This is a genomic window from Pseudomonas deceptionensis, assembly GCF_900106095.1.
GTDB classification, from domain to species: Bacteria; Pseudomonadota; Gammaproteobacteria; order Pseudomonadales; family Pseudomonadaceae; genus Aquipseudomonas; species Aquipseudomonas deceptionensis.
In genome coordinates this window covers 637,704-664,302 of the sequence record NZ_FNUD01000002.1, presented here as the reverse complement: position 1 = coordinate 664,302, position 26,599 = coordinate 637,704, and the positions used below count along the sequence as shown (strand labels likewise).

The 26,599-nt window shown below is 58.9% G+C and carries 23 protein-coding genes; 15 read left to right on the top strand and 8 right to left on the bottom strand.

Annotated elements, in window-relative coordinates:
* The first annotated feature begins 5 nt into the window (after positions 1-5).
* Positions 6-1,148: an acetylornithine deacetylase gene (gene argE / locus BLW11_RS02795; protein WP_048360487.1), complete on the top strand. Its 1,143-nt coding sequence runs from the start codon at positions 6-8 to the stop codon at positions 1,146-1,148.
* A gap of 135 nt (positions 1,149-1,283) precedes the next feature.
* Positions 1,284-2,582: an amino-acid N-acetyltransferase gene (gene argA / locus BLW11_RS02790; RefSeq protein ID WP_048360486.1), complete on the top strand. Its 1,299-nt coding sequence runs from the start codon at positions 1,284-1,286 to the stop codon at positions 2,580-2,582.
* A gap of 92 nt (positions 2,583-2,674) precedes the next feature.
* Here the strand turns inward: argA and BLW11_RS02785 are convergent, their stop codons facing one another.
* The 4 genes from BLW11_RS02785 to BLW11_RS02770 all read right to left on the bottom strand — a co-directional run bounded on the left by BLW11_RS02785 (position 2,675) and on the right by BLW11_RS02770 (position 7,796).
* On the bottom strand, positions 2,675-2,938 hold the full coding sequence (locus tag BLW11_RS02785; RefSeq protein ID WP_048360485.1) for a DUF3077 domain-containing protein: 264 nt from the start codon (positions 2,936-2,938) through the stop codon (positions 2,675-2,677).
* Positions 2,939-3,307: 369 nt separating this feature from the next.
* Positions 3,308-4,891 (bottom strand): glutamate--cysteine ligase, encoded by a 1,584-nt coding sequence (gene gshA / locus BLW11_RS02780; RefSeq protein ID WP_048360484.1) that lies wholly within the window; start codon positions 4,889-4,891, stop codon positions 3,308-3,310.
* 200 nt (positions 4,892-5,091) lie between these two features.
* Positions 5,092-5,475, bottom strand: a complete 384-nt coding sequence (locus BLW11_RS02775) for a PaaI family thioesterase (protein ID WP_048360483.1) — start codon at positions 5,473-5,475, stop codon at positions 5,092-5,094.
* The gene (locus BLW11_RS02770) at positions 5,475-7,796 is read right to left on the bottom strand and encodes a Tex family protein (protein WP_048360482.1); all 2,322 of its coding nucleotides are present in this window, start codon (positions 7,794-7,796) and stop codon (positions 5,475-5,477) included. The genes BLW11_RS02775 and BLW11_RS02770 overlap by 1 nt, the downstream gene beginning before the upstream one ends.
* Positions 7,797-8,153: 357 nt before the next feature.
* Here BLW11_RS02770 and ompR point away from each other — a divergent pair, with 357 nt between their 5' ends.
* Complete coding sequence (ompR, locus tag BLW11_RS02765; protein ID WP_019821773.1) at positions 8,154-8,894, top strand: osmolarity response regulator transcription factor OmpR; 741 nt, start codon at positions 8,154-8,156, stop codon at positions 8,892-8,894.
* Positions 8,895-9,008: 114 nt separating this feature from the next.
* Positions 9,009-10,322, top strand: coding sequence for an ATP-binding protein (locus tag BLW11_RS02760; protein WP_048360481.1), 1,314 nt, complete (start codon positions 9,009-9,011; stop codon positions 10,320-10,322).
* Between the two features lie 49 nt (positions 10,323-10,371).
* Here BLW11_RS02760 and rimK read toward each other — a convergent pair whose 3' ends face one another.
* Together rimK and rimB are read right to left on the bottom strand one after the other, a co-directional pair.
* On the bottom strand, positions 10,372-11,277 hold the full coding sequence (gene rimK / locus BLW11_RS02755; RefSeq protein WP_016783140.1) for a 30S ribosomal protein S6--L-glutamate ligase: 906 nt from the start codon (positions 11,275-11,277) through the stop codon (positions 10,372-10,374).
* Positions 11,274-11,756: a retropepsin-like aspartic endopeptidase RimB gene (gene rimB / locus BLW11_RS02750; RefSeq protein WP_048360480.1), complete on the bottom strand. Its 483-nt coding sequence runs from the start codon at positions 11,754-11,756 to the stop codon at positions 11,274-11,276. The genes rimK and rimB overlap by 4 nt, the downstream gene beginning before the upstream one ends.
* Before the next feature lie 294 nt (positions 11,757-12,050).
* Here rimB and BLW11_RS02745 point away from each other — a divergent pair, with 294 nt between their 5' ends.
* The 3 genes from BLW11_RS02745 to BLW11_RS02735 all read left to right on the top strand — a co-directional run bounded on the left by BLW11_RS02745 (position 12,051) and on the right by BLW11_RS02735 (position 15,227).
* Positions 12,051-12,458: an RNA-binding S4 domain-containing protein gene (locus tag BLW11_RS02745; protein ID WP_048360479.1), complete on the top strand. Its 408-nt coding sequence runs from the start codon at positions 12,051-12,053 to the stop codon at positions 12,456-12,458.
* A 145-nt stretch (positions 12,459-12,603) separates the two neighbouring features.
* Positions 12,604-13,506, top strand: coding sequence for an Hsp33 family molecular chaperone HslO (hslO, locus tag BLW11_RS02740; protein ID WP_048360478.1), 903 nt, complete (start codon positions 12,604-12,606; stop codon positions 13,504-13,506).
* A 179-nt stretch (positions 13,507-13,685) separates the two neighbouring features.
* Positions 13,686-15,227, top strand: a complete 1,542-nt coding sequence (locus BLW11_RS02735; protein ID WP_048360477.1) for a phosphoenolpyruvate carboxykinase — start codon at positions 13,686-13,688, stop codon at positions 15,225-15,227.
* Between the two features lie 66 nt (positions 15,228-15,293).
* On the opposite strand, the gene BLW11_RS02730 is transcribed toward BLW11_RS02735, so the two are convergent.
* Entirely contained in the window at positions 15,294-15,644 is a 351-nt protein-coding gene (locus BLW11_RS02730) for a DUF1493 family protein (protein ID WP_048360476.1), read from the bottom strand.
* Positions 15,645-15,825: 181 nt separating this feature from the next.
* Here BLW11_RS02730 and BLW11_RS02725 point away from each other — a divergent pair, with 181 nt between their 5' ends.
* The gene (locus tag BLW11_RS02725) at positions 15,826-17,763 is read left to right on the top strand and encodes a RecQ family ATP-dependent DNA helicase (protein WP_048360475.1); all 1,938 of its coding nucleotides are present in this window, start codon (positions 15,826-15,828) and stop codon (positions 17,761-17,763) included.
* A 118-nt stretch (positions 17,764-17,881) separates the two neighbouring features.
* Here the strand turns inward: BLW11_RS02725 and BLW11_RS02720 are convergent, their stop codons facing one another.
* Complete coding sequence (locus tag BLW11_RS02720; RefSeq protein ID WP_048360474.1) at positions 17,882-19,246, bottom strand: formimidoylglutamate deiminase; 1,365 nt, start codon at positions 19,244-19,246, stop codon at positions 17,882-17,884.
* A gap of 146 nt (positions 19,247-19,392) precedes the next feature.
* Here BLW11_RS02720 and hutC point away from each other — a divergent pair, with 146 nt between their 5' ends.
* From hutC to hutI, 7 genes are all read left to right on the top strand, one after another.
* Positions 19,393-20,103, top strand: coding sequence for a histidine utilization repressor (gene hutC, locus BLW11_RS02715; protein ID WP_193790191.1), 711 nt, complete (start codon positions 19,393-19,395; stop codon positions 20,101-20,103).
* A complete protein-coding gene (locus tag BLW11_RS02710; protein WP_048360472.1) occupies positions 20,100-20,678 on the top strand; it encodes a HutD/Ves family protein in 579 nt (192 codons plus the stop codon). Before hutC ends, BLW11_RS02710 begins: the two co-directional genes overlap by 4 nt.
* Positions 20,679-21,115: 437 nt before the next feature.
* Positions 21,116-22,084, top strand: a complete 969-nt coding sequence (locus tag BLW11_RS02705; protein WP_048360471.1) for an ABC transporter substrate-binding protein — start codon at positions 21,116-21,118, stop codon at positions 22,082-22,084.
* A gap of 53 nt (positions 22,085-22,137) precedes the next feature.
* On the top strand, positions 22,138-22,989 hold the full coding sequence (locus tag BLW11_RS02700; RefSeq protein ID WP_048360470.1) for an ABC transporter permease: 852 nt from the start codon (positions 22,138-22,140) through the stop codon (positions 22,987-22,989).
* Positions 22,986-23,810 (top strand): quaternary amine ABC transporter ATP-binding protein, encoded by an 825-nt coding sequence (locus tag BLW11_RS02695; protein WP_053069561.1) that lies wholly within the window; start codon positions 22,986-22,988, stop codon positions 23,808-23,810. The genes BLW11_RS02700 and BLW11_RS02695 overlap by 4 nt, the downstream gene beginning before the upstream one ends.
* Positions 23,811-23,842: 32 nt before the next feature.
* Positions 23,843-25,363, top strand: coding sequence for a histidine ammonia-lyase (gene hutH / locus BLW11_RS02690; protein ID WP_277620426.1), 1,521 nt, complete (start codon positions 23,843-23,845; stop codon positions 25,361-25,363).
* Between the two features lie 20 nt (positions 25,364-25,383).
* Positions 25,384-26,589, top strand: coding sequence for an imidazolonepropionase (hutI, locus tag BLW11_RS02685; RefSeq protein WP_048360469.1), 1,206 nt, complete (start codon positions 25,384-25,386; stop codon positions 26,587-26,589).
* Positions 26,590-26,599 lie beyond the last annotated feature (10 nt).

The following is a 26,599-nucleotide window of genomic DNA, read 5'->3' as shown; positions in this document are numbered from 1 at the left end:
AGCGCATGCCTTTACCTTCCATGAAAGAGCAATTCGCGGCTTTGATCGCCACACCGTCGGTCAGTTGCACCCAGCCTTCCCTGGATCAAACCAACCGCGGCGTGATCGATTTGCTGGCTACCTGGCTTGCCGAGCTGGGTTTCAGCTGTGATATCCAGCAAGTCAGCCCCGGCAAATTCAACTTGCTCGCCAGCTTCGGCAGCGGCCCCGGAGGGCTGGTGCTGGCGGGGCACAGCGACACGGTGCCCTACGACGAGGCGCTATGGCAGACCGACCCGCTCAAGCTCACCGAGGTCGATAACCGCTGGGTTGGCCTGGGCAGCTGCGACATGAAGGGTTTTTTCGCGCTGGTCATCGAAGCGGTCCGGCCACTGCTCGATCAACCGTTCAAGCAGCCGCTGCTGATTTTGGCCACGTGCGACGAAGAAACCTCAATGGCAGGTGCTCGCGCGCTGGTTGAAGCCGGGCGGCCGCTGGGCCGCGCCGCAGTGATTGGCGAACCCACCGGGCTCAAGCCGATCCGCATGCACAAAGGCGTGATGATGGAGCGCATCGATATTCTGGGGCGCAGCGGCCATTCATCCGACCCAAGCCTGGGCCACAGCGCGTTGGAGGCCATGCATGACGCCATCAGCGAGCTTAAAGGCCTGCGCCAGCAGTGGCTCAACGAATACCGCAACCCGCAGTTCAGTGTGCCGCAGCCGACCCTGAACTTTGGCTGTATTCATGGCGGCGACAACCCGAACCGGATTTGCGGGCAGTGTTCGCTGGAATTTGACCTGCGACCGTTGCCGGGCATGGACCCCAACGAACTGCGGTCCATCATTCGCGGCAAGCTGCAACCGTTGGCCGAGCGTCATCAGGTGAAAATTGATTTCGCCCCCATTGCTGCCGGAGTGCCGCCATTCGAACAGGACGCCGATGCAGAGCTGGTACGGGTTGCCGAGCGACTCACCGGGCATCGCGCTCAAGCAGTAGCGTTTGGCACCGAAGCGCCTTATCTTCAGCAACTTGGCTGCGAAACGCTGGTGCTGGGCCCGGGAGACATCGCCTGTGCGCATCAGCCGGGGGAATACCTGGAAATGTCACGTTTGCAGCCGACAGTGCGTCTACTGACTCAATTGATCGAACACTATTGCCTGAAATAGTGAAGATCCCCCCTATGCATGACACACAAGGAGAGCACGCGTGTTGCCAACCCAGTTTCGACGATAACCATCAGCCCGTTGTGCGTTTGCTGTTTCAGCCCTTTTTAGGCGGTTTATTTTTTACAGGCTTTGGTTATGCACGATTACGTTAACTGGTTGCGTCACGCGTCTCCTTACATCAATGCCCACCGCGATTGCACCTTTGTCGTCATGCTTCCCGGCGACGGTGTGGCGCATCCCAACTTTGGCAATATCGTCCACGACCTGGTGCTGTTGCACAGCCTGGGCGTGCGTCTGGTACTGGTTCACGGCTCGCGTCCGCAAATCGACAGTCGCCTTGAAGCCCGTGGTCTGGTGCCGTACTACCACAACGGCATGCGCGTCACCGACGCCTCCACCCTGGAATGCGTGATCGACGCCGTGGGGCAGTTGCGCATCGCGATTGAGGCGCGCTTGTCGATGGACATGGCGTCTTCGCCGATGCAGGGCTCGCGGCTACGGGTAGCGAGCGGCAACCTGGTAACGGCACGGCCGATCGGCGTACTCGATGGCGTGGACTTCCACCACACCGGCGAAGTGCGCCGCGTCGACCGCAAGGGCATCAACCGTCTGCTCGATGAGCGCTCGATTGTGCTGCTATCGCCCTTGGGCTACTCGCCGACCGGTGAGATTTTCAACCTGGCCTGTGAAGACGTTGCCACCCGCGCAGCGATCGACCTGGAGGCTGACAAGCTGTTGTTGTTCGGCGCCGAGTCCGGCTTGCTCGACGCAGAAGGGCGCTTGGTGCGTGAGCTGCGCCCTCAGCAGGTGCCGGCGCACATGAAGCGCTTGGGCAGCGACTACCAGGCTGAACTGCTTGAAGCTGCCGCCGAGGCCTGCAGTGGCGGCGTAGCTCGCAGCCATATTGTCAGCTACGCCGAAGATGGCGCATTGCTGACGGAACTGTTCACCCGTCACGGTGGCGGTACGCTGGTGGCCCAGGAGCAATTCGAGCTGATCCGTGAGGCGGCGATTGAAGACGTCGGCGGCTTGCTGGACCTGATCAGCCCGCTGGAAGAGCAGGGCATTCTGGTACGTCGCTCGCGCGAAGTGCTGGAGCGCGAGATCGAGCAGTTCAGTGTGGTTGAGCGCGAAGGCATGATCATCGCCTGTGCGGCGCTGTACCAGATTGCTGATTCGGATGCGGGAGAGTTGGCGTGTCTGGCGGTGAACCCGGAGTACCGTCATGGTCGCCGTGGGGATGAGCTGCTGGAGCGCATCGAAAACCGTGCCCGGGCTCAGGGGCTGAAAACCCTGTTCGTACTGACTACGCGCACTGCGCACTGGTTCCGCGAACGCGGTTTCGAGCCTAGCGGCGTTGAGCGCCTGCCGGCAGCGCGAGCATCGCTGTACAACTATCAGCGCAACTCCAAGATCTTCGAAAAAACGCTGTAACCGCTGACGAGGAACAATTCAACTGTGGGAGCGAGCCTGCTCGCGATGACTTTCGCGAGCAGGCTCGCTCCCACAGGGCTCAACAAGCCCCGTCAAAACTCCCGCAAACACACATCATCAATCACCGCCTTGCCCATGTCGCACAAGTAATGCGAAGCCCAGGCATGGCGCTGACAGTCCTTGTCCAGCGCGGCATCCAGCGCCAGTTTTTTTGCGCAATACAGCAACGTCGACACCTGTTCCAGCGCCTGGCGCAGGGGTATGTCGGGGTTGACGCGAAACAGATCGTGGTTGTCCTGGCCGCATGGGCCGAAGGTGACGGTGCCGAGGGTTTTGATTGGGGGATGATCAACCATTGAGTGCGCTCCTATGGGATTTAGAGCTGCCACTTTTGGTTCTCAGGCAAATGGTGGCAGCCGTACGCGGGCTGAGAATCGGGACAATAGGAACCCCGGCAGGCACAAAGGCCTCCCGCGCACAGCCGCCATAACACGTTGGACTGTACACAATGAATGCCATCTTGCGATGGCGTTCAGTTCGATATTGTTCATCGGATTCTCATGCCCGGTCACTGTTTTTTTCAGTGACGGTGCACAGTACGCCTGACTTCAAAACTCGGAAGCCGTCCCTTGCCTCAGTGGTCGTAGGAACTGACCTACGCGCTCGCACGAGCACCACCGATCAGTCCCCTCGCCCTCCGGGAGAGGGCTAGGTTGAGGGGGTTTTTAGTTACTGATCGCCAAAATACTCGCCTGATACGAGGCCACAAACAGGTCAAAGTCGCCTTCTTCCGTTTGTTCGGTCTGGGCTTGTTCGAGCAGTGACTTGCGGGCTTTTTCCTCGAATGCAGCCTGGTCTTCAGGGCTCAAGGGCTCGCTGCGGAAGAACTCGGCATGGGCCTGGCTTTGACGCATCGAGAACTGGGCGAAGCTTTCCTTGTGCTCAGCCATGCTGGCCAACACTTTGGCAGACGGCGTCAGTGAAACGTCCCTGATTTTGGCAAGCTGGTCGTCGAGCGCTTTGCTGTGGGTGTCGCCGCCATGGCTCTGGTCGAGCAGGGCCGCCAGCGGAGCGATCTTCTCCAGCAGTTCTGCCGCCCATTCCTTCATGTCGACTGCTGCGCCATCACGCTGCAATTGCAGGCCCGGACGGCGACCTTCCTTGACCACGCTCAGGAAGTTCGACGTGCAGCTGCCGCATTCCGGGCTATCGAATTGCGGGCTTTCTTGCAGCGCGCAATACAGCAGGAAGGCATCCAGGAAACGGGCCTCCGGCAGGTCGATGCCCACAGGCAGGAACGGGTTGATGTCGAGCAAGCGTACTTCAACGTACTGCACGCCACGGGACACCAGCGCCTGAATCGGCCGTTCGCCGGTATAGGTCACGCGCTTGGGGCGGATGTTGGAGTAGTACTCGTTTTCGATTTGCAGAATGTTGGTGTTCAGCTGCACCCATTCGCCATCCTTGTGCGTGCCGATTTCAACATAGGGCGCGTAAGGTGTGGCCACTGCTTTGCGCAGGCTGTCGGTGTAGCTGTCGAGGTCGTTGTAGCACGGTGTCAGGCCGGCCTGGGCGTTGCTCTGGTAACCCAGGTCGCTCATGCGCAGGCTGGTGGCGTACGGCAGGTAGAGCGTGTCGGCGTCCAGTTGCTCCAACTGGTGCGAACGGCCCCGCAGGAAGCCTGCATCCAGCGCAGGCGAGGCGCCGAACAGGTACATCAGCAGCCAGCTGTAACGGCGGAAGTTGCGAATCAGGGCAATGTAGGCGTTCGATTGATAGTCGCGTTCGGTACCGACAAAGCCTTCAGCCTGCATCAGCACAGGCCACAAGGCCTCGGGCAGGGAGAAGTTGTAGTGGATACCGGCGATGCACTGCATGGTCTTGCCGTAACGCAGGGCCAGGCCCTTGCGATACACGTACTTGAGCTGCCCGATGTTGGACGTACCGTAGTAGGCAATCGGGATGTCTTCTTCGGCCGGCAGCGGGCACGGCATCGAAGGGCTCCACAGGAACTCGTTGCCGAGCTTGCTGTAGGCAAAGCGGTGAATCTTGTCGAGGCTGGCCAGCGTCTCTGCCGGGTCGGGCAGGGCCGGGGTGATGAACTCCAGCAGCGACTCGGAATAGTCGGTGGTGATTTGATCGTTGGTGAGGGCCGAGCCCAGTTCTTCGGGGTGCGGAGTCTGCGCCAGGCGAGCATCAGCCGTGACGCGCAGGCATTCGCGCTCGATGCCGTGCAGGCATTGCTCAAGCAGAGTGAGGTTAGTGCGCTCGCTGAGCAGAGCCAGGCGGCGGTTGAGAAGTTGGCTCAAGTTGGATTCCTTCACGCGTCAGTCGCCCCAATATGGGGGTGGTCAGGACGGTCTACAAGGGTGAAGTTGAAACCGGCGTGGTCGCCTGGCTTTTGTTGATACTGCTTTGGCCCCGTCCCTGTTTTGGCCCCTGAGCGCTCCAAGCGCATTTCGGCACCGCATTAGCAGTGCCGAAATTAACTCAAAATGCCCGGTGGCGGCTACAGGACAGCGAAGGTGCCTTGTGCTTTTGCGACCAGTTTGTCGTTCTGGAATACATCCGCTTCGACCACCAGTGTGCGTCGGCCGGGGTGGATGACTTTGGCGATGCACAGGACCTCGCCTTCAGACACCGCGCGGATGTAGTTGATCTTGCACTCGATGGTAGCGCTTTGCTGATCGAACCCATGGGAGCTGGAACACGCCAGCCCCATGCTGATATCCACCAGGCTGAACAGCGCCCCCCCGTGCAGCTTGCCACCCCGGTTGCGCAATTGTGGCTCCAGGCTGAGCGCTACGTGCGCCACGCCGTCTTCCACGGACTGCACGCGGCAACCGATCAACTCGCTGAAAGCGCTTTGGGTCAGGCCGTCCGGGAGCTCCATCAGCGTTTCTTCAGCTGTTTGGCGTTGGCAAACAGCGAGGCCATCGCATGATTGCTCGGTGCTGCGGCTACGCTTTCCTTGCGTGGTGCAGTGCTTTGCTGGCGCGGAGCGGAACCCGGGCGGGCACCGCGAGCGCCGTCGATTTTCTCGCCGGGGGTATCGCTCATGCGCATCGACAGGCCTACGCGTTTGCGCGGAATGTCGATTTCCATGACCTTGACCTTGACGACGTCACCGGCTTTCACCGCTTCACGCGGGTCCTTGATGAACTTCTCGGACAATGCCGAGATATGCACCAGACCGTCCTGATGCACGCCGATATCGACGAAGGCACCGAAGTTGGTCACGTTAGTGACAACACCTTCCAGAATCATGCCCAGCTGCAAGTCCTTGAGGTCTTCAACGCCTTCCTGGAACTCGGCGGTCTTGAACTCGGGACGCGGGTCGCGGCCAGGTTTTTCCAGCTCTTGCAGAATGTCGGTGACGGTCGGCAGGCCGAAGGTTTCGTCGGTGAATTTCTTTGGATCAAGGCGCTTGAGGAAGCTCGCGTCACCGATCAGCGAACGAATGTCGCGGTCGGTGTCGGCCGCAATACGCTTGACCAGCGGGTAGGCTTCGGGGTGAACCGCCGAGCTGTCCAGCGGGTTGTCGCCATTCATGACGCGCAAAAAGCCGGCGGCCTGCTCAAAGGTTTTTTCGCCCAGGCGGCTGACTTTTTTCAGTGCGGCACGGGTTTTGAAAGCGCCGTTTTCATCGCGATGGCTCACGATGTTTTGCGCTAGCGTGGCATTGAGGCCCGAGATGCGGGCCAGCAGCGCCACGGACGCGGTGTTTACGTCCACGCCCACGGCGTTTACGCAGTCTTCCACCACTGCGTCCAGGCCGCGTGCCAGCTTGAGCTGGGACACATCGTGCTGGTACTGGCCGACACCGATGGATTTAGGGTCGATTTTCACCAGCTCGGCCAACGGGTCTTGCAGGCGGCGGGCGATCGATACTGCGCCACGGATCGATACATCCAGATCCGGGAATTCCTTGGCGGCCAGTTCCGAGGCCGAATACACCGAAGCACCGGCTTCGGACACCATCACCTTGGTGACTTTCAGCGCCGGGTATTTCTTGATCAGGTCAGCGACCAGCTTGTCGCTTTCGCGGCTGGCGGTACCGTTTCCGATGGCAATCAGCTCGACCGAGTGCTTGGCGCACAGGGCGGCCATGACGGCGATGGTCTGATCCCACTTGTTGTGCGGCACGTGCGGGTAAACGGTGGCGTATTCCAGCATTTTGCCGGTGGCATCAACCACGGCCAGTTTGCAGCCGGTGCGCAGGCCCGGGTCCAGCCCCAGTGTGGCCCGCGGGCCGGCCGGTGCAGCCAGCAGCAGGTCGTGCAGGTTGTGGGCGAATACGTTGATCGCTTCGGTTTCGGCGCCGTCGCGCAGCTCACCCAGCAAGTCGGTTTCGAGGTGGGTATAGAGCTTGACCTTCCAGGTCCAGCGCACCACTTCGCTCAGCCACTTGTCAGCCGGGCGGTTCTGGTTTTGCAGGCCGAAACGCTCGGCAATCATCATCTCGCCAGGGTGCATGGTGCCGGGCAGTTCTTCACCGACCTTGAGCGAAGAGCTGAGAATGCCTTCGTTGCGGCCACGGAAAATCGCCAGCGCACGGTGTGACGGCATGCTTTTGAGCGGCTCATCGTGCTCGAAGTAGTCGCGAAACTTCGAGCCTTCCTCTTCTTTGCCAGGAATTACGCGGGCGCTGAGGATGGCTTCCTGCTTGAGGAAGCTGCGCAGTTTATCCAGCAGGCTGGCGTCTTCGGCGAAGCGCTCCATGAGGATGTACTTGGCGCCATCGAGGGCAGCCTTGACGTCGGCCACGCCTTTTTCGGCGTCGACAAAGCGGGCAGCTTCGGTTTCAGGATTGAGTGTCGGGTCGTTGAACAGGCCATCAGCCAGTTCGCCGAGGCCGGCTTCCAAGGCGATCTGACCCTTGGTGCGGCGCTTTTGCTTGTACGGCAGGTACAAGTCTTCGAGGCGGGTTTTGGTCTCGGCGAGTTTGATGTCGCGAGCCAGCTCCGGGGTCAGCTTGCCTTGCTCTTCGATGCTGGCGAGGATGCTCAGGCGCCGTTCGTCGAGTTCACGCAGATAGCGCAGGCGTTCTTCCAGATGACGTAACTGGGTGTCATCCAGGCTGCCGGTCACTTCCTTACGGTAGCGAGAGATGAAGGGTACGGTGGAGCCTTCATCCAGAAGAGCGACGGCCGCTTCGACCTGCTGCGGGCGCACGCCAAGTTCTTCGGCGATGCGGCTGTTGATGCTGTCCATAAAACCACCTGACAAATTGTGATGCAGGCTCGCATGCCCGGGCTTGAGGCTTGCGAGGCTGGTTGAGCGGCCTGGAGGGCGCCGCTACCTGGGCCAAAAGGGCAGCCTGTTGACCCGTGAAGTCAGCTGATTACGCCGGGTGTTGAAAAAATAAATCCTGGCGCAAACATTGAAAATTCGAGGTTGCCTGACACAAAAGGCGGCGCATTATAACCAGCGTTCCCGGATTCAGGGGACTGCAGGCTACGGCCTCATTGATTGGTCTGCTGTTTGTAGAGGAAAAATCTGCTAACAATGCACACCATGCGTATGACAGCAGCTAAGCCATAATGCGCGCCGAGATCACAGGAGCATCTAATGAGCAGCATTGCACAAACGGCTGAAGGCGAAAAAATTCTTATCGTTGATGACGACCCGGGGCTGAGCAGCCTGCTGGAACGTTTCTTCGTCAGCAAGGGCTATCGCGCCCGCGCTGTGCCGAACGTCGAGCAAATGGATCGTTTGCTGGCTCGTGAGGTATTCAATCTGGTGGTACTGGATTTGATGCTGCCCGGCGAAGACGGCTTGTCCGCCTGCCGCCGTCTGCGTGCAGCGGGCAATCGGGTGCCAATCATCATGCTGACCGCGAAGGGCGATGAGCTGAGCCGTATCAAGGGCCTGGAGCTGGGCGCTGACGATTACCTGGCCAAACCGTTCAACCCGGATGAACTGATGGCACGGGTGCGCGCTGTACTGCGCCGCCAGTCGGCTCCGGTACCGGGTGCGCCGGGCAGCGAAGACGAAAGCGTGACGTTCGGTGATTACGAACTGAGCCTGGCGACTCGTGAACTCAAGCGTGGTGACGAAGTTCACATGCTCACCACAGGTGAGTTTGCGGTGCTTAAAGCCCTGGTGATGCATGCGCGAGAGCCGTTGACCCGCGACAAGCTGATGAACCTGGCCCGTGGTCGCGAGTGGGATGCACTGGAGCGTTCCATCGACGTCCAGATCTCGCGTTTGCGCCGCATGATTGAGCCTGACCCGTCCAAACCGCGTTATATCCAGACCGTCTGGGGCGTAGGTTATGTGTTTGTGCCAGATGGTAATGCCACCAAGTAACAGATCACTTGTAGGAGCGGGCCATGCAGGTGCCTTTCGGTACCTGAATGGCTCGTGATTCATTTTTTTGCGGGCCTCAGGGCTCGTTCCTGCAAAGTGTAGAAACGGCTGCCTATGAAAACCCCTCTCTGGTTTCCCCAAAGTTTCTTCTCCCGCACACTCTGGCTCGTCCTGATAGTCGTCCTGTTTTCCAAGGCGCTGACGCTGGTCTATCTGCTCATGAACGAGGACGTATTGGTCGACCGCCAATACAGCCACGGTGTGGCACTGACCCTGCGCGCTTACTGGGCGGTGGATGAAGAAAATCGCAATAAAATTATCGATGCTGTCGACCTGGTACGCGTCGTGGGCGGCGGTGTGCCCGAGGGTGAGCAGCACTGGCCTTACAGCGAAATTTATCAGCGTCAGATGCAGGCCGAACTTGGCCCTGACACTGAAGTCCGCTTGCGCATGCATACGTCCCCTGCGCTCTGGGTACGTGCCCCGAGCCTGGGTGATGGCTGGCTGAAAGTGCCACTGTATCCGCATCCGCTTCGCGGGCAGAAAATCTGGAACGTACTGGGCTGGTTCCTGGCCATCGGCTTGTTATCCACCGCGTCGGCGTGGATTTTCGTCAGCCAGCTCAATCAGCCGCTCAAGCGTCTGGTGTATGCGGCGCGCCAGCTAGGGCAGGGGCGTAGTGTGCGCTTGCCGATCAGCGACACGCCCAGCGAGATGACCGAGGTATACAGCGCGTTCAATCAGATGGCTGAAGATGTCGAGCAGGCAGGCCGCGAGCGTGAGCTGATGCTCGCGGGCGTGTCCCATGACCTGCGAACACCGCTGACCCGTTTGCGCCTCTCTCTGGAGCTCATGGGCAACCACACCGACCTTACGGACGATATGGTGCGTGACATTGAAGACATGGACGCAATCCTCGATCAATTCCTGGCCTTTATTCGTGACGGGCGCGATGAGCCGGTCGAAGAAGTTGATCTGTGTGATCTGATCCGCGAAGTGGTGGCGCCCTACAACCAGAGCGGCGAGCAGGTGCGTTTGCGCTTGCAGCCGATCCAGCCGTTTGCGTTGCGTCGGGTATCGATGAAGCGCCTGCTTAACAATCTGATCGGCAATGCCTTGCACCATGCGGGCGAAGACGTTGAGGTTGCGGCTTATGTGTCTGGAGACGTCAGTGCACCGTACGTGGTGCTGAGCGTGATGGACCGGGGAGCAGGGATTGACCCTTCGGAGCTTGAAGATATCTTCAATCCGTTCATACGCGGCGACCGTGCCCGTGGCGGCAAAGGCACGGGATTGGGCCTTGCGATCGTCAAGCGCATTGCCTCCATGCATGGTGGCAATGTCGAGTTGCGTAACCGCAGCGGCGGCGGCCTGGAAGCCCGTGTACGCCTGCCGCTGGGGCTTATGTTGCCGCGCGGAGCGGTGTAGGGCAGGGAATCCGCGTAGCAGCTGCCTCCGGCAGCTGCTACAGGGGCAATCAGCCTTTGCCTTTGGTGCGCGTCATATGCGGGCTGCTGTTTTTCTCCAGATGCTGAATGATGATGCCTGCCACGTCCTTGCCTGTGGTGGTTTCAATGCCTTCCAGCCCTGGTGACGAGTTGACTTCCAGCACCAACGGGCCGTGGTTGGAGCGCAGGATATCGACACCCGCCACGCTCAACCCCATGACTTTGGCCGCGCGAATAGCGGTCATGCGTTCTTCGGGGGTGATCTTGATCAGGCTGGCGCTGCCGCCCCGATGCAGGTTGGAGCGGAACTCTCCCGGTTTGGCCTGACGCTTCATGGCCGCGATAACCTTGTCCCCGACCACGAAGCAGCGAATATCAGCCCCGCCGGCTTCCTTGATGTACTCCTGCACCATGATGTTTTGCTTGAGCCCCATAAAGGCTTCAATCACCGACTCGGCGGCGGTGGCGGTTTCACACAGCACCACGCCGATACCTTGCGTGCCTTCCAGCACCTTGATCACCAGCGGGGCACCGTTGACCATCTCGATCAGGTCGGGGATGTCATCCGGCGAGTGGGCAAAACCCGTTACCGGCAAACCCAGCCCCCGACGCGACAACAGCTGCAGCGAGCGCAGTTTGTCCCGTGAACGGGCAATTGCCACCGATTCGTTGAGCGGGAAAACCCCCATCATTTCGAACTGGCGCAACACCGCACAGCCATAGAAAGTGACCGAGGCTCCAATACGCGGGATCACGGCGTCGAAACCTTCGAGCGGCTTTCCGCGGTAGTGAATCTGCGGCTTATGACTGGCAATGTTCATATAGGCGCGCAGGGTATCGATCACTACCATTTCATGGCCACGTTCAGTACCGGCTTCAACCAGACGACGAGTGGAATACAGACGCGGGTTACGCGACAGCACAGCGATCTTCATGCAACACCTGTGGCAGAGGTAGTAGTGACCGGAAAAACCGGCTTGTCTTGTATGTATTTCAGTGCCGGATTGACGACCAACTGGCCGTGAACCAGGGCTTTTGAGCCCAGCAACAGGCGATAACGCATCGATTTTCGGCAAGCGAGCGTGAACTCGACCTGCCAGACCCGGTCACCCAGCGCCAGGCCGGTGCGGATCACGTAACGAACCTGTGTGTGGCCGTTGGAGCTTTTGATGGTTTTAATCGCCACCAAAGGCGCTTCACAGCGACGATGACGCAATTGCACCAACGTGCCCAGATGGGCATTGAAACGTACCCACTCGACACCATCGCGCTCAAACGGCTCGATTTCGGTGGCGTGCAGGCTGGAAGTACTGGCGCCGGTGTCGATTTTCGCCCGCAGGCCCGCGACTCCCAAATCGGGAAGCGCCACCCACTCGCGCAGACCGACAACGGCCAAGTGATCAAAAGTCTTCAATATAAGTAACCAGCGATTAACGTATTCAGGCCGCAGGAGGAACCCTGCAGGTAAAGCAACCGGCGAAGCCGATTTGACAGCGTACTAGGGGCTGTTGAGGTTTCGTTGTGACACGCGCGGCCACAACGAAACGTCAACAGCCCCTATGGGTATTCACGCAGAATATCCGGCAAATGGCGACAGTTATCTACGTGCACGCTATTTGGCAGGCGGGCATTCTATCGGGCCAATTGCTTCAGTTGTTCATCGCAAGTAGTAGTACTGTTCTGACTATTTAAGTGAAGAGGAATTCCAGTGGCGCAAAAGCACGAAGAGGACGATAAGGTTCGCCTGGATAAGTGGCTCTGGGCAGCGCGTTTTTACAAAACCCGTGCACTGGCGAAAGCCGCCATTGAAAGCGGCAAAGTGCATTGCCGCGGCGAACGTTGCAAGCCGAGCAAAGAGCCGCGCTTGGGCGACGAGCTGCAAATTCGTGTGGGCCTTGAAGAGCGCACGGTAGAAGTCAAAGCGCTATCGGTGGTGCGCCGTGGCGCCCCGGAAGCCCAGTTGCTGTACGCCGAAACCGAACAAAGCATCGCCAAGCGCGAAAATGCAGCGGCCATGCGCAAGTCCGGAGCCATGGGCATCAGCACCGATGGCAAGCCAACCAAGAAACAACGGCGCCAATTGCATCAGTTCCATGACGCCAGTGGCGGGGAGTGATCCGGCCGATTCGTGTAAACCGTACGTCGTGTCTGTGGGCACATAGCTTGTAATCGTTGAAGCATGACGCCATATAGGCTCATTAGATTTGTACGATATTTAAAGACTCGAACACATTTTGTCACCAATTCAGAACTCTATTCTTATGTCCGACTTACTCAAAACAGATGCCACACAACGCTTTATGTTCGACACCAGCGATGCCCGCGGCGAGCTGGCTTCGCTGGACCACAGCTACGCCGATGTGTTGGCCAAGCATGCTTACCCGCAGCCGGTTCAGCAGTTGCTGGGCGAGCTGATGGCAGCGGCTGCGTTGCTGGTGGGCAACCAGAAAATCGATGGTTTGCTGAGCCTGCAGGCGCGTTCCGAAGGCCCGGTGCCGCTGCTGATGATCGAATGCACCAGCGACCGTGAAATACGCGGCCTGGCACGTTTTGACGCCGACAAGATTGCTCCGGATGCCACTCTGGCCGACCTGCTGCCCAACGGCGTACTGGCCATTACCATTGATCCTACTGTTGGCAAACGCTACCAGGGGATTGTGGATTTGAACGGCGAAACCCTGGCGGACTGTTTCACCAACTACTTCGTAATGTCTGAGCAAGTGCCGACCCGCTTCTGGCTTGTCGCTGATGGCAAGCGTGCGCGTGGCATGTTCCTGCAGCAGTTGCCAGCCGACGTGGTCAAGGATGAAGACGAGCGTGTGGACAGCTGGGACAAGTTGCTGATGTTGGGCGATACGCTCAAGGCTGAAGAGCTGCTGGGCCTGGACAACGAAACCATTCTGCATCGCCTGTATCACGAAGAAACAGTGCGCCTGTTCGACAACCAGGTCATTGAATTCAAATGCAGCTGCTCGCGTGAACGTTCGGGTAATGCCTTGACCAGCCTGGGCCATGACGATGCGCTGGCGCTGGTGACTGAACATGGCGGCCATATCGAAATTGACTGCCAATTTTGTAACGAGCGTTACCTGTTTGATGCAGCGGATGTCGATCAATTGTTCGCTGGTGCGGGTGTTGAATCCCCTTCTGACACTCATCACTAAAACGTTTCAGCCTAGGTAAAACACCTGTCAAAGCCCGTTCTTGCGCGGTTCTGACAGGTGGGCCCTACTCTTTTTGGGGTTTTCTGGCATAATCCGGCCCACTTTTTTCGCGGTAGTAGTGCAAACTTTTCTACTACAAAACGTTTGGCGCACTCGGCCAATGGCCGACGGGGAACCTCATGACGCAAGCTAATAACGCCGTGTACACCGATCTGAGCATCGACGATCTGGTCAAAGAAGCCCTGAGCCGCGGTGAAGGCGAGCTTGCCGACAATGGCGCACTGGTTGTCGAAACTGGCCACCGTACAGGCCGTTCACCGGCTGACCGCTTCATTGTTGAAGAACCGTCCACTCAGGCATCCATTGCCTGGGGCCCGATCAACCGCAAGTTCCCGGCCGACAAGTTCGATGCCCTGTGGGACCGCGTCGAGGCTTTCAACAACGCGCAAGAGCATTTCGTTTCCCACGTGCATGTAGGTGCTTCCGAAGACCACTACCTTGCCGTGAAAATGACCACCCAGACTGCCTGGCAGAACCTGTTCGGTCGTTGCCTGTTCATCAATCCGGCTCAGTACAACCCGGCCGGTCGTGACGAGTGGCAAGTGCTCAATGTGGCCAACTTCGAGTGCGTACCTGAGCGTGATGGCACCAACTCTGACGGTTGCGTGATCCTCAACTTCGCCCAGAAAAAAGTGCTGATCGCCGGCATGCGTTACGCCGGTGAAATGAAAAAAGCCATGTTCTCGGTACAGAACTTCCTGTTGCCTGCTGCTGACGTATTGCCGATGCACTGCGCTGCCAACATTGGCGAAGAGGGCGACGTGACCCTGTTCTTCGGCCTGTCCGGTACCGGCAAAACCACCCTGTCCGCCGATGAAAGCCGTTACCTGATCGGTGATGACGAACACGGCTGGGGTGAAGGTGTGGTGTTCAACATCGAAGGCGGTTGCTATGCCAAGTGCATCGACCTGTCCGAGAAGAACGAACCGGTTATCTGGAAAGCCATCAAGCACGGCGCTGTGCTGGAAAACGTTGTTCTCGACGATGCCAAGCACCCTGACTATGCCGATGTCAGCCTGACCCAGAACAGCCGCGCAGCTTACCCGCTGGAGCACGTTGCCAAGCGTTCCGAGAAGAACCTGGGCGGCGAGCCAAACGCTGTGATCTTCCTGACCTGCGACCTGACTGGCGTACTGCCGCCTGTGTCGATCCTCAGCGAAGAACAAGCGGCTTACCACTTCCTGTCTGGCTACACCGCTCTGGTGGGCTCGACTGAAATGGGTTCGGGCAGCGGCATCAAGTCGACGTTCTCCACTTGCTTCGGCGCACCGTTCTTCCCGCGCCCTGCCGGCGAATACGCAGAGCTGCTGATCAAGCGCATCCGCGGTTTCGGCTCCAAGGTGTACCTGGTTAACACCGGCTGGACCGGCGGTGGCTACGGCGTTGGCAAGCGTTTCAACATCCCGACTACTCGCGGCGTGATTGCAGCGATCCAGAGCGGTGCTCTGATCGGCGCAGAAACCGAGCACCTGGACACCATCAACCTCGACGTGCCATTGAGCGTACCGGGCGTTGACACTGTTCTGCTCAACCCACGCAACACCTGGGCTGACAAAGCTGCCTACGACGAAGCTGCCAAGGCATTGGCCGGCCTGTTCGTAGAGAACTTCAAGAAGTTCGACGTCAGCGACGCGATCAAGGCTGCTGGCCCGAAGGCGTAAGCATTCGGTCAGTGTGTTGATCCACAAAAAAGCCGCCTGAGAGGGCGGCTTTTTTGTGCCTGACATTTAACCTTCCAGCGCTTGCGTATCCCAATGGCCAGCCTTGATGGCCTCATACAACATCCCAATGGTCAGCGGCACCTTGCTACCCCGGCCTTTGGCGTTGCGCTTGAAGTGCGGGTCGTTGCCTGCGGGCTGGAAATAGCGATAGGCATCATAGTCCGCCAACTCCAGGCCGAAACGCTCTTCAAGGGCTTCCATCAGATGCTGGGCATCCGTGCCGTTGCAACCCAGGTCGAGATTGATCGACGTTTTCAGGCTGATGGTTTTGTGGTCCGGCAGGCCGATTTCTTCATGCAGAAATTGCATCAGCTCGCGCAAGGTGTGGGTGTCAGGCAGATCGGTGGCGAGTTTCATAATGGAGGTCCAGCTCATTGGACCTGAACTTTAACGCTGTTTCTGATGGCAGGGTACTCGACAGCCACTACAAGGCCGACCCTGTATCATCCCCTCTCAATTTGCCCCCGACCTTTTCTCGATCGACTGTATTTCTCGCGATAAAGTTTTGCGTTTTGCAGCGGTCAATGGAGTGACAGTGATGCACAACACCCTGGAACAGGTTTTCGGTTATCCACAGTTTCGTGCCGGGCAAGAAGCAGCGATCAGCGCGGTGTTGGCTGGGCGCTCGGCGGCGGCGATCTTTCCGACGGGGTCGGGCAAGTCGTTGTGCTACCAGCTGCCGGCTTTGCTGCTGCCTCACCTGACGTTGGTGGTTTCGCCCTTGTTGGCTCTGATGCAGGACCAATTGGCGTTTTTGCAGCGTCACGGGATTGCGGCGGCCAGCATTGATTCGGCGCAAAGCCGTGAGGACGCCAGTGCAGTCATGGCCCGGGCCAAGTCGGGCGAATTGAAGATTCTGATGATTTCGGTCGAGCGCCTGAAAAACGAGCGCTTCCGTAATTTTTTGCAGCAGGTGCCGATTTCGTTGCTGGTGGTGGACGAGGCGCACTGTATTTCCGAGTGGGGGCATAACTTTCGCCCGGACTACTTGAAGCTTCCGGACTACCAGCGCCAGTTCAATATCCCTCAAGCCTTGCTGCTGACGGCGACGGCCACGCCGAATGTTATCGCTGACATGCAGACCAAATTCGCGATTGCCGAATCGGACGTCATCACGACCGGTTTCTATCGCGCCAACCTCAATTTGTGGGTTGAACCGGTCAGTGGTGCGGCCAAGCGCCAGCGACTGGTGCAGTGGATGGGCGAGCGCATCGGCCAGCCGAGCATTGTCTATGTCACGCTGCAAAAGACGGCCGAGCAGATCGCCCAGCACCTCAGCCAGCACGGTATCAGCGCCAACGCCTATCACGCCGGTTTACCCCATGAGCAGCGTGAGGGTATTCAGCGCCAGTTTATGGGCGGCCAGTTGAACTGCATTGTTGCCACCATCGCCTTCGGGATGGGTATCGATAAGAGTGACATCCGCAATGTGGTGCATTTCGACTTGCCCAAGTCGATTGAAAATTACAGCCAGGAAATCGGTCGCGCCGGGCGTGATGGCCAGCCGTCCGAGTGTTTGGTGCTGGCCAACCGCGACAGCCTCAACGTGCTGGAAAACTTTGTATATGGCGACACGCCTGAGTTGCAGGGTATTCGCTGTGTGCTCGATGAGTTGCGCGGGGCGATACCTGAAGGGCAGTGGGAGTTCATGCTCCTGCCGTTGTCCGATCAGAGCAATATTCGTCAGCTACCGCTCAAAACCCTGTTGGTGCAGTTGGAACTGCGCGGCCTGATTGCTCCGCGCTATGCCTATTTTGCCGAGTACCGGTTCAAGTTCCTGATCGAGCCTGAGGTGTTGTTGGCCAGGTTCGAGGGTGAGCGTCAGCAGTTTGTCTCGGCCATCATCCAGACCTCCACTCGCGCCAGAACCTGGGCCACGGTGAATTTCGACGCGTTGTACAGCCAGCATCAGGCCGACCGCAATCGTGTGGTCAAGGCGCTGGATTACTTTCAGGAGAAGGGCTGGATCGAGCTTGAAAGCAAGCAAATGACCGAGGTCTACAGCCTGCTGGTGACAGAGTTTGATGCCGAGGCGCTGAGCCTGGAATTGCACCGGTATTTCACTGCCCATGAGCGCGGCGAGATTGTGCGCATTCACGCGATGCTGGCGTTGTTTGCCAGTGACACCTGCCTGAGTTACCGACTGGCCCAGTACTTTGGCGACGAGCAGGCCCCGCAGCAGTGCGGGCATTGTTCGGTGTGTGCAGGGCAGGTCGCCCGCTTGCCAGAACCGCCCGCGTTGTTACCGCTTGTGGATAAAAACGTTGAAGCGCTGTGTGGTGCTTTTATCCACAGGCATCAGGAATACACGGGAAGTTATCCCCCGGCAGAACGGCTGACCCGGTTTTTATGCGGGATCAGCGTACCGATGTTTACCAAGATGAAGGCGCGGGCCATTCCGGGTTTTGCGGCATTGGAGTACTACCCCTATGCCGAGGTCCGGGAATGGGCGGCGAAACATCTGCTTTCCTTGTAGATACTCTGCGACCGATCAAGCCCCCCCTGTGGGAGGGAGCCTGCTCGCGAACGGCCTTCGCGAGCAGGCTCGCTCCCACTGATGAAGTTTTCCTGCAGCCGCAGGCTGCGGTTAAAAATTAACCCAGCAACTCGCGCAGTACCCGGGTGAAGTCGCGGCAACTGGCTTCTTCATCGGCGTGATGCCCATCGCGCACGACCCACTGGCCATTGACCAGTACATCGCGCACCTGGCGGTCGCCGCCGGCAAACAACCAGCGGTTGAGAATGGCATCGTCCTGAGCGGTGGCCAGGTACGGGTCGTTGCCGTCCAGTACCAGCCAGTCGGCGCGCTGGCCCACGGCCAGTCCGGCCACGGGTTGCCCCATCGCCTGTGCGCCGCCTGCGAGGGCTGCGTCGTACAGCGTGCGGCCGACCATCGGTTGATCGCTGCGGTACATCCGGTTGCGGCGCTGATCGCGCAAGCGCTGGCCGTATTCCAGCCAGCGCAGCTCCTCAACCACACTCAGCGACACATGGCTGTCTGAACCGATGCCCATACGCCCGCCCTGGGCCAGATAGTCCACGGCCGGGAAAATACCGTCGCCCAGGTTGGCTTCAGTGGTCAGGCATAACCCAGCCACGGCCTGGCTTTGCGCCATAAGCCACACTTCGTCTGCATTGGCGTGGGTTGCGTGCACCAGGCACCAGCGCCGGTCCACCTCAACGTTGTCATACAGCCACTGGATCGGACGTTTGCCGCTCCAGCTCAGGCAGTCGTCGACTTCCTTTTGCTGCTCGGCGATATGGATATGCACCGGGCAAGCCTTGTCGCTGGCCTGCATGACTTCGTGGATTTGCTCGGGGGTGACGGCGCGCAGCGAGTGGAAGCACAAGCCCAGCGCTTGTGCCGGCTGTTGAGCCAGCAGCGGCTGCAACTGTTGCTGCAATTTCAGGTATTGCTCGGTGCTGTTGATAAAACGTCGCTGGCCGTCATTGGGTGTCTGGCCGCCAAAACCTGCGTGGCTGTACAGCACTGGCAGCAGGGTCAGGCCAATACCGGTCGAGCGGGCCGCTTCGCTGATGCGCAACGCCAGTTCTGCCGGGTTGGCATAGGGCTGGCCCGACAGGTCGTGGTGTACGTAATGGAATTCGGCCACCGAGGTGTAACCGGCCTTGAGCATTTCGATGTACAGCTGGCGGGCGATGATGCCGAGCTGCTCCGGGCTGATTTTTCCGACCAGCCGATACATCAAATCGCGCCAGGTCCAGAAGCTGTCGTTGGGGTTGCCCGCCACTTCGGCCAAGCCGGCCATGGCCCGCTGGAACGCGTGGGAGTGCAGGTTGGGCATGCCCGGCAGCAGGGGACCGCTCAGGCGTTCGGCGCCGTGCGCGTCGGCATTGGCTTGAATTCGGGTCAAGCAGCCATCGGCGCCGACCTCGATTCGGACGTTGGTCGCCCAGCCTGTAGGTAACAGCGCGCGCTCGGCAAAGAAGACGGACATCGGTTCGGCACCCCATGGTTTGTTATTTGTATATACATATACAGACGTTTGCCTGCTCGGTAAACTCCGGCAAGCTACGCCCCTTAACTCATGAACAAGGATTGCCTGTGTCGACTCCGCCTGTCGTGTCCCCGCTGGCCGCCCACATGGGCGACAGTCCGGCCCCGCTATATGCCCGTGTAAAGCAGATGATCACTGCGCAAATCCAGAGCGGGAACTGGCCGCCGCATTACCGTGTGCCTTCTGAAAGCGAACTGGTCAGCCAGTTGGGCTTCAGCCGCATGACCATCAACCGTGCGCTGCGTGAAATGACCGCCGACGGTTTGCTGGTGCGCATGCAGGGCGTCGGTACCTTTGTGGCTGAGCCCAAAACTCAGTCTGCGCTGTTTCAAGTCAACAACATCGCCGATGAAATCGCCGCGCGTGGGCACAAGCACACCTGCAAAGTGATCAGCCTGGGTGAAGAAATGGCCGGTTCCGAACGCGCCGCCGTGCTCGACATGCGTGAAGGGCAGAAAGTCTTTCATTCACTGATCGTGCACTACGAGAACGGGATTGCCGTGCAAATTGAGGACCGTTTCGTGAATGCCCAAGTGGCGCCGGACTACCTCAAGCAAGACTTTACCCTGCAAACGCCCTACGCCTATTTGTCTCAGGTCGCCCCCCTGACCGAAGGCGAGCACGTGGTCGAAGCGATTTTGGCTGACCCCAAAGAGTGCAAGTTGCTGCAAATCGAGCCCGGCGAACCGTGTCTGCTGATTCGCCGCCGCACCTGGTCGGGGCGCCAGCCCGTTACCGCGGCTCGTCTGATCCACCCCGGTTCCCGTCACCGTCTCGAAGGACGTTTCAGTAAATGAAAGAGCTGAGAGTTTTACGCGCCGCCGATTACCCGCGCATGCCTTGGAAAAACGGCGGTGGCAGCACCGAAGAAATCACCCGCGACGCCGGTGAAGGCCTTGATGGCTTTGGCTGGCGCCTGTCGATTGCCGATATTGGTGAGTCAGGCGGTTTTTCGCGCTTCGACGGCTATCAGCGGATTATCAGCGTACTGCAAGGCGCGGGCATGAACCTGCAAGTCGACGGCGTCAGTACCCGGGCCTTGCTGCCGTTCGATGCGTTCGCGTTTAAAGGCGAAAGTGCCGTCAGCTGCACCCTGATAGAGGGGCCGATTCGCGACTTCAACCTGATCTACGCCCCGCAACGTTACACCGCCCGGCTGCAATGGCTGGAGGCGACAACCCCGCAGCGGTTGTTCAGTTCGGCGCACACCCTGGTGATTTTCAGCGCTGGTGAACACGTGCAAGTGGGCCTGGGTAAAACCTGCCACGAACACTTGGGGCGTTACGATTGCCTGCAACTGAGCGCCAATCGCGAGTTGCTGGAAGTCACGGTCACAGGCCGTTGCTGCGTGATTGAGTTGAGTGCGGTCTGAAGCAAAGGTTGCGCCCGTGGAGGCTGGTCCGCCAGCTTCCACCCTTGAACAGTAAACAGTGCCCCTGCTTGTTACTTAACGCCCCAGAAAGACGCAAAACCCCGTCTCAGTAACATCCCTTCGCCTTACCTTTCGCAATTTAAAGAAAATTCCTACCTCCGTAGTCGCCCTTGTTTTTGGGCCTTGCAGCGGCGTTTGAATAATTTCGCCCGCGGTAAGCTCATCTTGGCCGCTTACTTGCATATGCTTGTATGTACAAGTACATGACTGTACATCGAGTGCTTGCTTGCACACCCCCTGATTTGCCACGCCTTTAGCCACACCGAGAGGGAGCATTACTGAGCTGATTGACCCACTGCGCAGGGACCCGCTGAAAGCTCCTGGAAACCGTATGCCGTAGCCAGCCTTAGCCTTTTAATGATTAGGAGCGTCACTCAATGAACATCCACAAGACTCTGCTGACCCCTTTACTGTCCATCAGCCTTTTGGTCGGTGCCGGTACTGCTCAGGCGGCCACATGGTGCGAGTCAGGAAAACCGGTGAAGTTCGCCGGGCTTAACTGGGAAAGCGGGATGTTGCTCACTGACCTGATGCAGTTCGTTCTGGCAAAGGGCTACGACTGTAAGGTTGATGCTTTGCCGGGTAACTCCATTTCCATGGAGAACGCGCTGGGCAGCAACGATATTCAGGTGTTTGCCGAGGAGTGGGTGGGGCGCAGTAAAGTGTGGTCCAAGGCTGAGGCGGCGGGCAAGGTGGTAGGCGTTGGGGCACCGGTGGTGGGTGCTGTTGAAGGCTGGTATGTGCCACGTTACGTGATTGAAGGCGATGCCGGCCGCAATATTGAAGCGAAGGCACCGAACCTCAAATCCATCGCCGACCTGGGGCAGTACGCCGCACTGTTCAAGGATCAGGAAGAACCGTCCAAGGGGCGTTTCTACAACTGCCCGGCCGGCTGGACGTGCGAGCTTGAAAACAGTGAAATGCTCAAGAGCTACGGGCTGGAAAACACCTTTACCAACTTCCGCCCGGGCACCGGTCCGGCGCTGGATATCGCCGTGTTGTCGAGCTACAAGCGCGGCGAACCGATTCTGTTCTATTACTGGTCGCCGACCCCGCTGATGGGCAAGCTTGATCTGGTCAAACTGGAAGAAAAGCCCGGTGTCGACAAGAGCCTGACGATCAAAGTGGGCGTGTCGAGCGTCTTCAACGAGCAAGCGCCAGAGCTGATCAGCGTCCTGGAAAAGGTCAACTTGCCGATCGATCTGCTCAATCAAAACCTGGCCCGCATGACCCATGAAAATATCAAGTCGCCGCAACTGGCCGTGTTGTTCCTCAAGGAGCATCCAGAGGTCTGGCACGCATGGGTAGACGAAGCTGCCGCGAAGAAAATTGAGGCTGCACTCTGAACACGGACGTTCTGTCTGTCGCGTACGTTCCTTTCATTTGATCGAGAGTTCTTATGTTTCCCGACCGTTTTACATTTTCAATTGCCGACTGGGTCAACAGTTGGGTCGACGCCCTGGTGACCAACTATGGCGATATCTTCCGGCATATTTCCGACACCATGCTGTGGGCCATCGTCAATCTTGAGACCGTGCTGCGCATGGCTCCCTGGTGGCTGGTGCTGGCGATCGTTGCAGGTGTCACCTGGCACGCTACCCGCAAGCTGGTGACCACGGCCGTTATCGTCGGCTTGTTGTTCCTGGTGGGGGCTGTTGGCTTGTGGGACAAGCTGATGCAAACGCTGGCCTTGATGATGGTCGCCACGGTGATTTCGGTGTTGATCGGCATCCCGCTGGGGATTCTCGCGGCCCGCAGCGATCGCTTGCGCGCCGTATTGATGCCGATGCTCGACATCATGCAAACCATGCCCAGCTTCGTGTACCTGATTCCGGTGCTGATGCTGTTTGGCCTGGGCAAAGTCCCGGCGATCTTCGCCACGGTTATCTACTCTGCGCCACCGCTGATTCGCTTGACCGATCTGGGCATTCGCCAGGTTAACGCCGAAGTGATGGAAGCCATCAACGCCTTTGGTGCCAACCGCTGGCAACAGCTGTTTGGTGTGCAGTTGCCGCTGGCGATGCCGAGCATCATGGCAGGGATCAACCAAACCACCATGATGGCGCTGTCGATGGTGGTGATCGCCTCGATGATTGGTGCGCGGGGTCTGGGTGAGGACGTACTGGTGGGGATCCAGACGCTGAACGTCGGTCGCGGGCTTGAAGCCGGTCTGGCGATTGTGATTCTGGCAGTGGTTATCGACCGCATCACGCAGGCCTATGGCCGCCCACGGCACGAGGTGAGCAAATGAGCATGCCCCCTAAAATTGAAGTGAAAAACGTGTTCAAGATCTTTGGCAGCCGTGCCAAGGAAGCGCTGGCCATGATCCAGCAAGAGAAAACCAAGGATCAGGTCTTGTCCCAGACCGGCTGCGTCGTCGGGGTCAATGACTTGTCATTGAGCATCGGCACCGGTGAGATCTTCGTCATCATGGGCTTGTCCGGGTCGGGGAAATCGACGCTGGTACGCCACTTCAATCGCCTGATCGATCCCACCAGCGGTGCGATCCTGGTGGACGGTGAAGACATCCTGCAATACGACATGGAAGCCTTGCGCCAATTCCGTCGGCACAAGATCAGCATGGTGTTCCAGAGCTTTGGCCTGTTGCCCCACAGAACTGTGATCGACAACGTGGCCTATGGCCTGAAAGTGCGTGGCGAAAGCAAAGCCCTGTGCGCCGAGCGCGCCATGCACTGGATCAATACCGTGGGTCTCAAAGGCTACGAAAACAAATACCCGCACCAGCTGTCCGGCGGCATGCGCCAGCGCGTGGGTCTGGCGCGGGCCTTGGCCAGCGACACCGACATCATCCTGATGGATGAGGCCTTCAGCGCCCTGGATCCGTTGATCCGCGCCGAGATGCAGGATCAATTGCTTGAGCTGCAAAAGACCCTGCATAAAACCATTGTCTTCATTACCCATGACCTGGATGAAGCGGTGCGCATCGGCAACCGGATTGCGATCCTCAAGGATGGCCGGTTGATTCAGGTGGGCACGCCCAAGGACATTCTTCACTCGCCGGCTGACGATTACGTGGATCGCTTTGTTCAGCGCCGTGCCGTCACGGTTTAGGGTTAGACAGGTTGAGGTCAAATGTGAACAGCGTGCAGATTGAAGCAGTGGTTATAGACAACACCCGCATGGGGTGGAAGGACGTCGTGGCTGTCGCCCGGCATGGTGCACTGTTGACGTTGTCGGATCAGGCCCGGGCCCGGATCGACAATGCGCAGGCCATCGTGCAGCGCATTGTGCGCAGTGGTGAGCGTGCGTATGGCATCAATACGGGGCTGGGTGGGCTGAGCAACGTCTCGTTGCAGGACGAGCAACTGAGCGCGCTGTCGCGCAACACCTTGCTCAGCCATGCCTGCGGCGTGGGCCCCGTGCTCAGCAATGAGCAAACCCGGGCCATCATTTGCGCGGCCGTTATCCAGTTCAGCCAGGGCAAGTCGGGTTTGCACCGCCAAGTGGTTGAAGGGCTGCTGGCGTTGCTCAATCACCGGATCACTCCGCAAGTGCCTTCCCAGGGCTCTGTGGGTTATTTGACCCACATGGCGCATATCGGCATCAGCCTGCTGGGCGTTGGCGACGTCAGCTACCGCGGGCAGGTTGTCCCTGCGCAGCAGGCACTGGCTGCCGAAGGCCTGAGCCCGGTGGTACTGGGTGCCAAGGATGGCTTGTGCCTGGTCAACGGCACGCCGTGCATGACCGGCCTGAGCTGCCTGGCCTTGGCCGATGCCACGCATTTGTTGCAGTGGGCCGATGTGACGGGGGCCATGAGTTTTGAGGCGTTGCGCGGTCAGCTGGATGCGTTTGACCCTGAAATCCTGGCACTCAAGCCTCATCCCGGCATGCAGCGTGTGGGTGAAAACCTGCGGCATTTGCTGGCAGACAGTGAAGTCATTGCCAGCAGCAAAGGGGTGCGCACTCAAGACGCCCTGAGCTTGCGCTCAATCCCGCAGGTGCATGGCGCCGCGCGTGACCAGCTGCAACATGCCGCGCTGCAAATCGAAACCGAGCTCAATTCGGTCAATGACAACCCGATGGTCCTGGGCACGCCTGAAGCCTATCGGGTGGTTAGCCAGGCCAACCCCCATGGCCAGTCGGTGGCCCTGGCTGCCGATATGCTTGCCATTGCGATGGCCGAGATCGGCTCGATTGCCGAGCGCCGCCTGGATCGTCTGATCAATCCGCATGTGAGCGGTCTGCCCGCGTTTTTGGTCAGTCAGCCCGGGGTTAACTCGGGAATGATGATCGTGCAATACGTCGCGGCGTCCCTCTGCGCGCAAAATCGCCAGTTGGCCCAACCGGCAGTGCTGGATAACTACGTGACTTCAGGGCTGCAGGAAGATCACCTGAGCCTGGGTACCAACTCGGCGCTCAAACTGCTGCAACTGCTCGAAAACTGTACGCAGATCCTGGCCATTGAATATTTGTTGGCGGCCCAGGCATTTGAGTTTCTCAAACCGCAGCGTTTTGGCGCCGGTACCCAAAAAGCCTTGAACCTGCTGCGTGAGCGCGTGGCACCGTATGATCAGGATCGCTGGCTGGCGCCGGACATTGCCAGCAGCGCTGGGATTCTCAAGGATCAACGCTTGTTACATGAGTTGTTGCCGCATCTGGCTTGAATCAATGATGGAGTGTTTGAATGAAAACTCTTTGGCAACACTGCAATGTCGCAACCATGGCCAATGGTACGTACTCGATTATCGAGGATGCCGCCCTTGTTACCCGTGACGGCTACATTGAGTGGATTGGCCCGCGTCAGCAGTTGCCTGCCGGCGAGTATGGCCAAACCCACGGCCTGGAAGGCGCGTGGGTTACGCCGGGACTGATCGATTGCCACACCCATACGGTGTTTGGCGGTAATCGCAGCGGTGAATTCGAGCAGCGCTTGCAGGGCGTGAGCTATGCCGAAATCGCTGCCGCCGGTGGCGGCATTGCCAGCACTGTGCGTGCGACCCGTGCGGCCAGCGAAGAGGAGTTGTTCGCCAGTGCCCGTCAGCGTTTGATCTGCTTGCTGCGCGATGGCGTCACCAGCGTCGAGATCAAGTCCGGTTATGGCCTGAGCCTTGAGAGCGAACGCAAAATCCTGCGGGTGATTCGTCGCCTTGGCCAGGAATTACCGGTCACGGTGCGCAGCACCTGCCTGGCGGCCCACGCCTTGCCACCGGAGTACAAGGACCGCGCCGACGACTACATCGACCACATCTGCAACGAGATGCTGCCCGCGCTGGCGGACGAAGGGCTGGTAGACGCAGTGGATGCCTTCTGCGAATACCTGGCCTTTTCGCCGGCCCAGGTTGAGCGCGTCTTTAAAGTGGCGCAGCAACTGGGTCTGCCGGTCAAACTGCACGCCGAGCAGCTGTCCTCCCTGCATGGTTCAAGCCTGGCGGCGCGCTATCAGGCGTTGTCGGCTGACCACCTGGAATTCATGACTGAAGAAGACGCCATCGCCATGGCCCAATCCGGTACCGTGGCCGTGTTGTTGCCCGGTGCGTTTTACTTTTTGCGTGAAACCCAGCTGCCGCCGATGGAGGCCCTGCGCAAGCACGGGGTGAAAATCGCTATCGCCAGCGACCTGAACCCGGGCACTTCGCCGGGCCTGTCGCTGCGCTTGATGCTGAATATGGCCTGTACCCTGTTCCGCATGACCCCTGAAGAAGCCTTGGCCGGTGTTACCCAGCATGCTGCCACGGCGCTGGGCATGGGCGAGACCCATGGCTCGCTGGAACCCGGCAAAGTGGCCGACTTTGTGGCCTGGAATATTGATCGCCCGGCAGACCTCGCCTATTGGCTGGGCGGTGATCTGGATAAACGCGTCGTGCGCAATGGCGTTGACGTAGCGCTTTAGGAGAAAAGTT

What these genes read in the sequence shown, in the direction of transcription:
- BLW11_RS02710 (WP_048360472.1), top strand. Translation starts at nt 20,100, where the DNA reads ATGAAAGAGCTGAGAGTTTTACGCGCCGCCGATTACCCGCGCATGCCT.
- BLW11_RS02730 (WP_048360476.1), bottom strand. Translation starts at nt 15,644, where the DNA reads ATGAAACTCGCCACCGATCTGCCTGACACCCACACCTTGCGCGAGCTG.
- ompR (WP_019821773.1), top strand. Translation starts at nt 8,154, where the DNA reads ATGAGCAGCATTGCACAAACGGCTGAAGGCGAAAAAATTCTTATCGTT.
- BLW11_RS02735 (WP_048360477.1), top strand. Translation starts at nt 13,686, where the DNA reads ATGACGCAAGCTAATAACGCCGTGTACACCGATCTGAGCATCGACGAT.
- BLW11_RS02705 (WP_048360471.1), top strand. Translation starts at nt 21,116, where the DNA reads ATGAACATCCACAAGACTCTGCTGACCCCTTTACTGTCCATCAGCCTT.
- hslO (WP_048360478.1), top strand. Translation starts at nt 12,604, where the DNA reads ATGTCCGACTTACTCAAAACAGATGCCACACAACGCTTTATGTTCGAC.
- BLW11_RS02775 (WP_048360483.1), bottom strand. Translation starts at nt 5,475, where the DNA reads ATGGAGCTCCCGGACGGCCTGACCCAAAGCGCTTTCAGCGAGTTGATC.
- rimK (WP_016783140.1), bottom strand. Translation starts at nt 11,277, where the DNA reads ATGAAGATCGCTGTGCTGTCGCGTAACCCGCGTCTGTATTCCACTCGT.
- BLW11_RS02785 (WP_048360485.1), bottom strand. Translation starts at nt 2,938, where the DNA reads ATGGTTGATCATCCCCCAATCAAAACCCTCGGCACCGTCACCTTCGGC.
- hutC (WP_193790191.1), top strand. Translation starts at nt 19,393, where the DNA reads ATGGGCGACAGTCCGGCCCCGCTATATGCCCGTGTAAAGCAGATGATC.
- BLW11_RS02760 (WP_048360481.1), top strand. Translation starts at nt 9,009, where the DNA reads ATGAAAACCCCTCTCTGGTTTCCCCAAAGTTTCTTCTCCCGCACACTC.
- BLW11_RS02770 (WP_048360482.1), bottom strand. Translation starts at nt 7,796, where the DNA reads ATGGACAGCATCAACAGCCGCATCGCCGAAGAACTTGGCGTGCGCCCG.
- argE (WP_048360487.1), top strand. Translation starts at nt 6, where the DNA reads ATGCCTTTACCTTCCATGAAAGAGCAATTCGCGGCTTTGATCGCCACA.
- BLW11_RS02695 (WP_053069561.1), top strand. Translation starts at nt 22,986, where the DNA reads ATGAGCATGCCCCCTAAAATTGAAGTGAAAAACGTGTTCAAGATCTTT.
- argA (WP_048360486.1), top strand. Translation starts at nt 1,284, where the DNA reads ATGCACGATTACGTTAACTGGTTGCGTCACGCGTCTCCTTACATCAAT.
- hutI (WP_048360469.1), top strand. Translation starts at nt 25,384, where the DNA reads ATGAAAACTCTTTGGCAACACTGCAATGTCGCAACCATGGCCAATGGT.
- BLW11_RS02720 (WP_048360474.1), bottom strand. Translation starts at nt 19,246, where the DNA reads ATGTCCGTCTTCTTTGCCGAGCGCGCGCTGTTACCTACAGGCTGGGCG.
- BLW11_RS02725 (WP_048360475.1), top strand. Translation starts at nt 15,826, where the DNA reads ATGCACAACACCCTGGAACAGGTTTTCGGTTATCCACAGTTTCGTGCC.
- BLW11_RS02700 (WP_048360470.1), top strand. Translation starts at nt 22,138, where the DNA reads ATGTTTCCCGACCGTTTTACATTTTCAATTGCCGACTGGGTCAACAGT.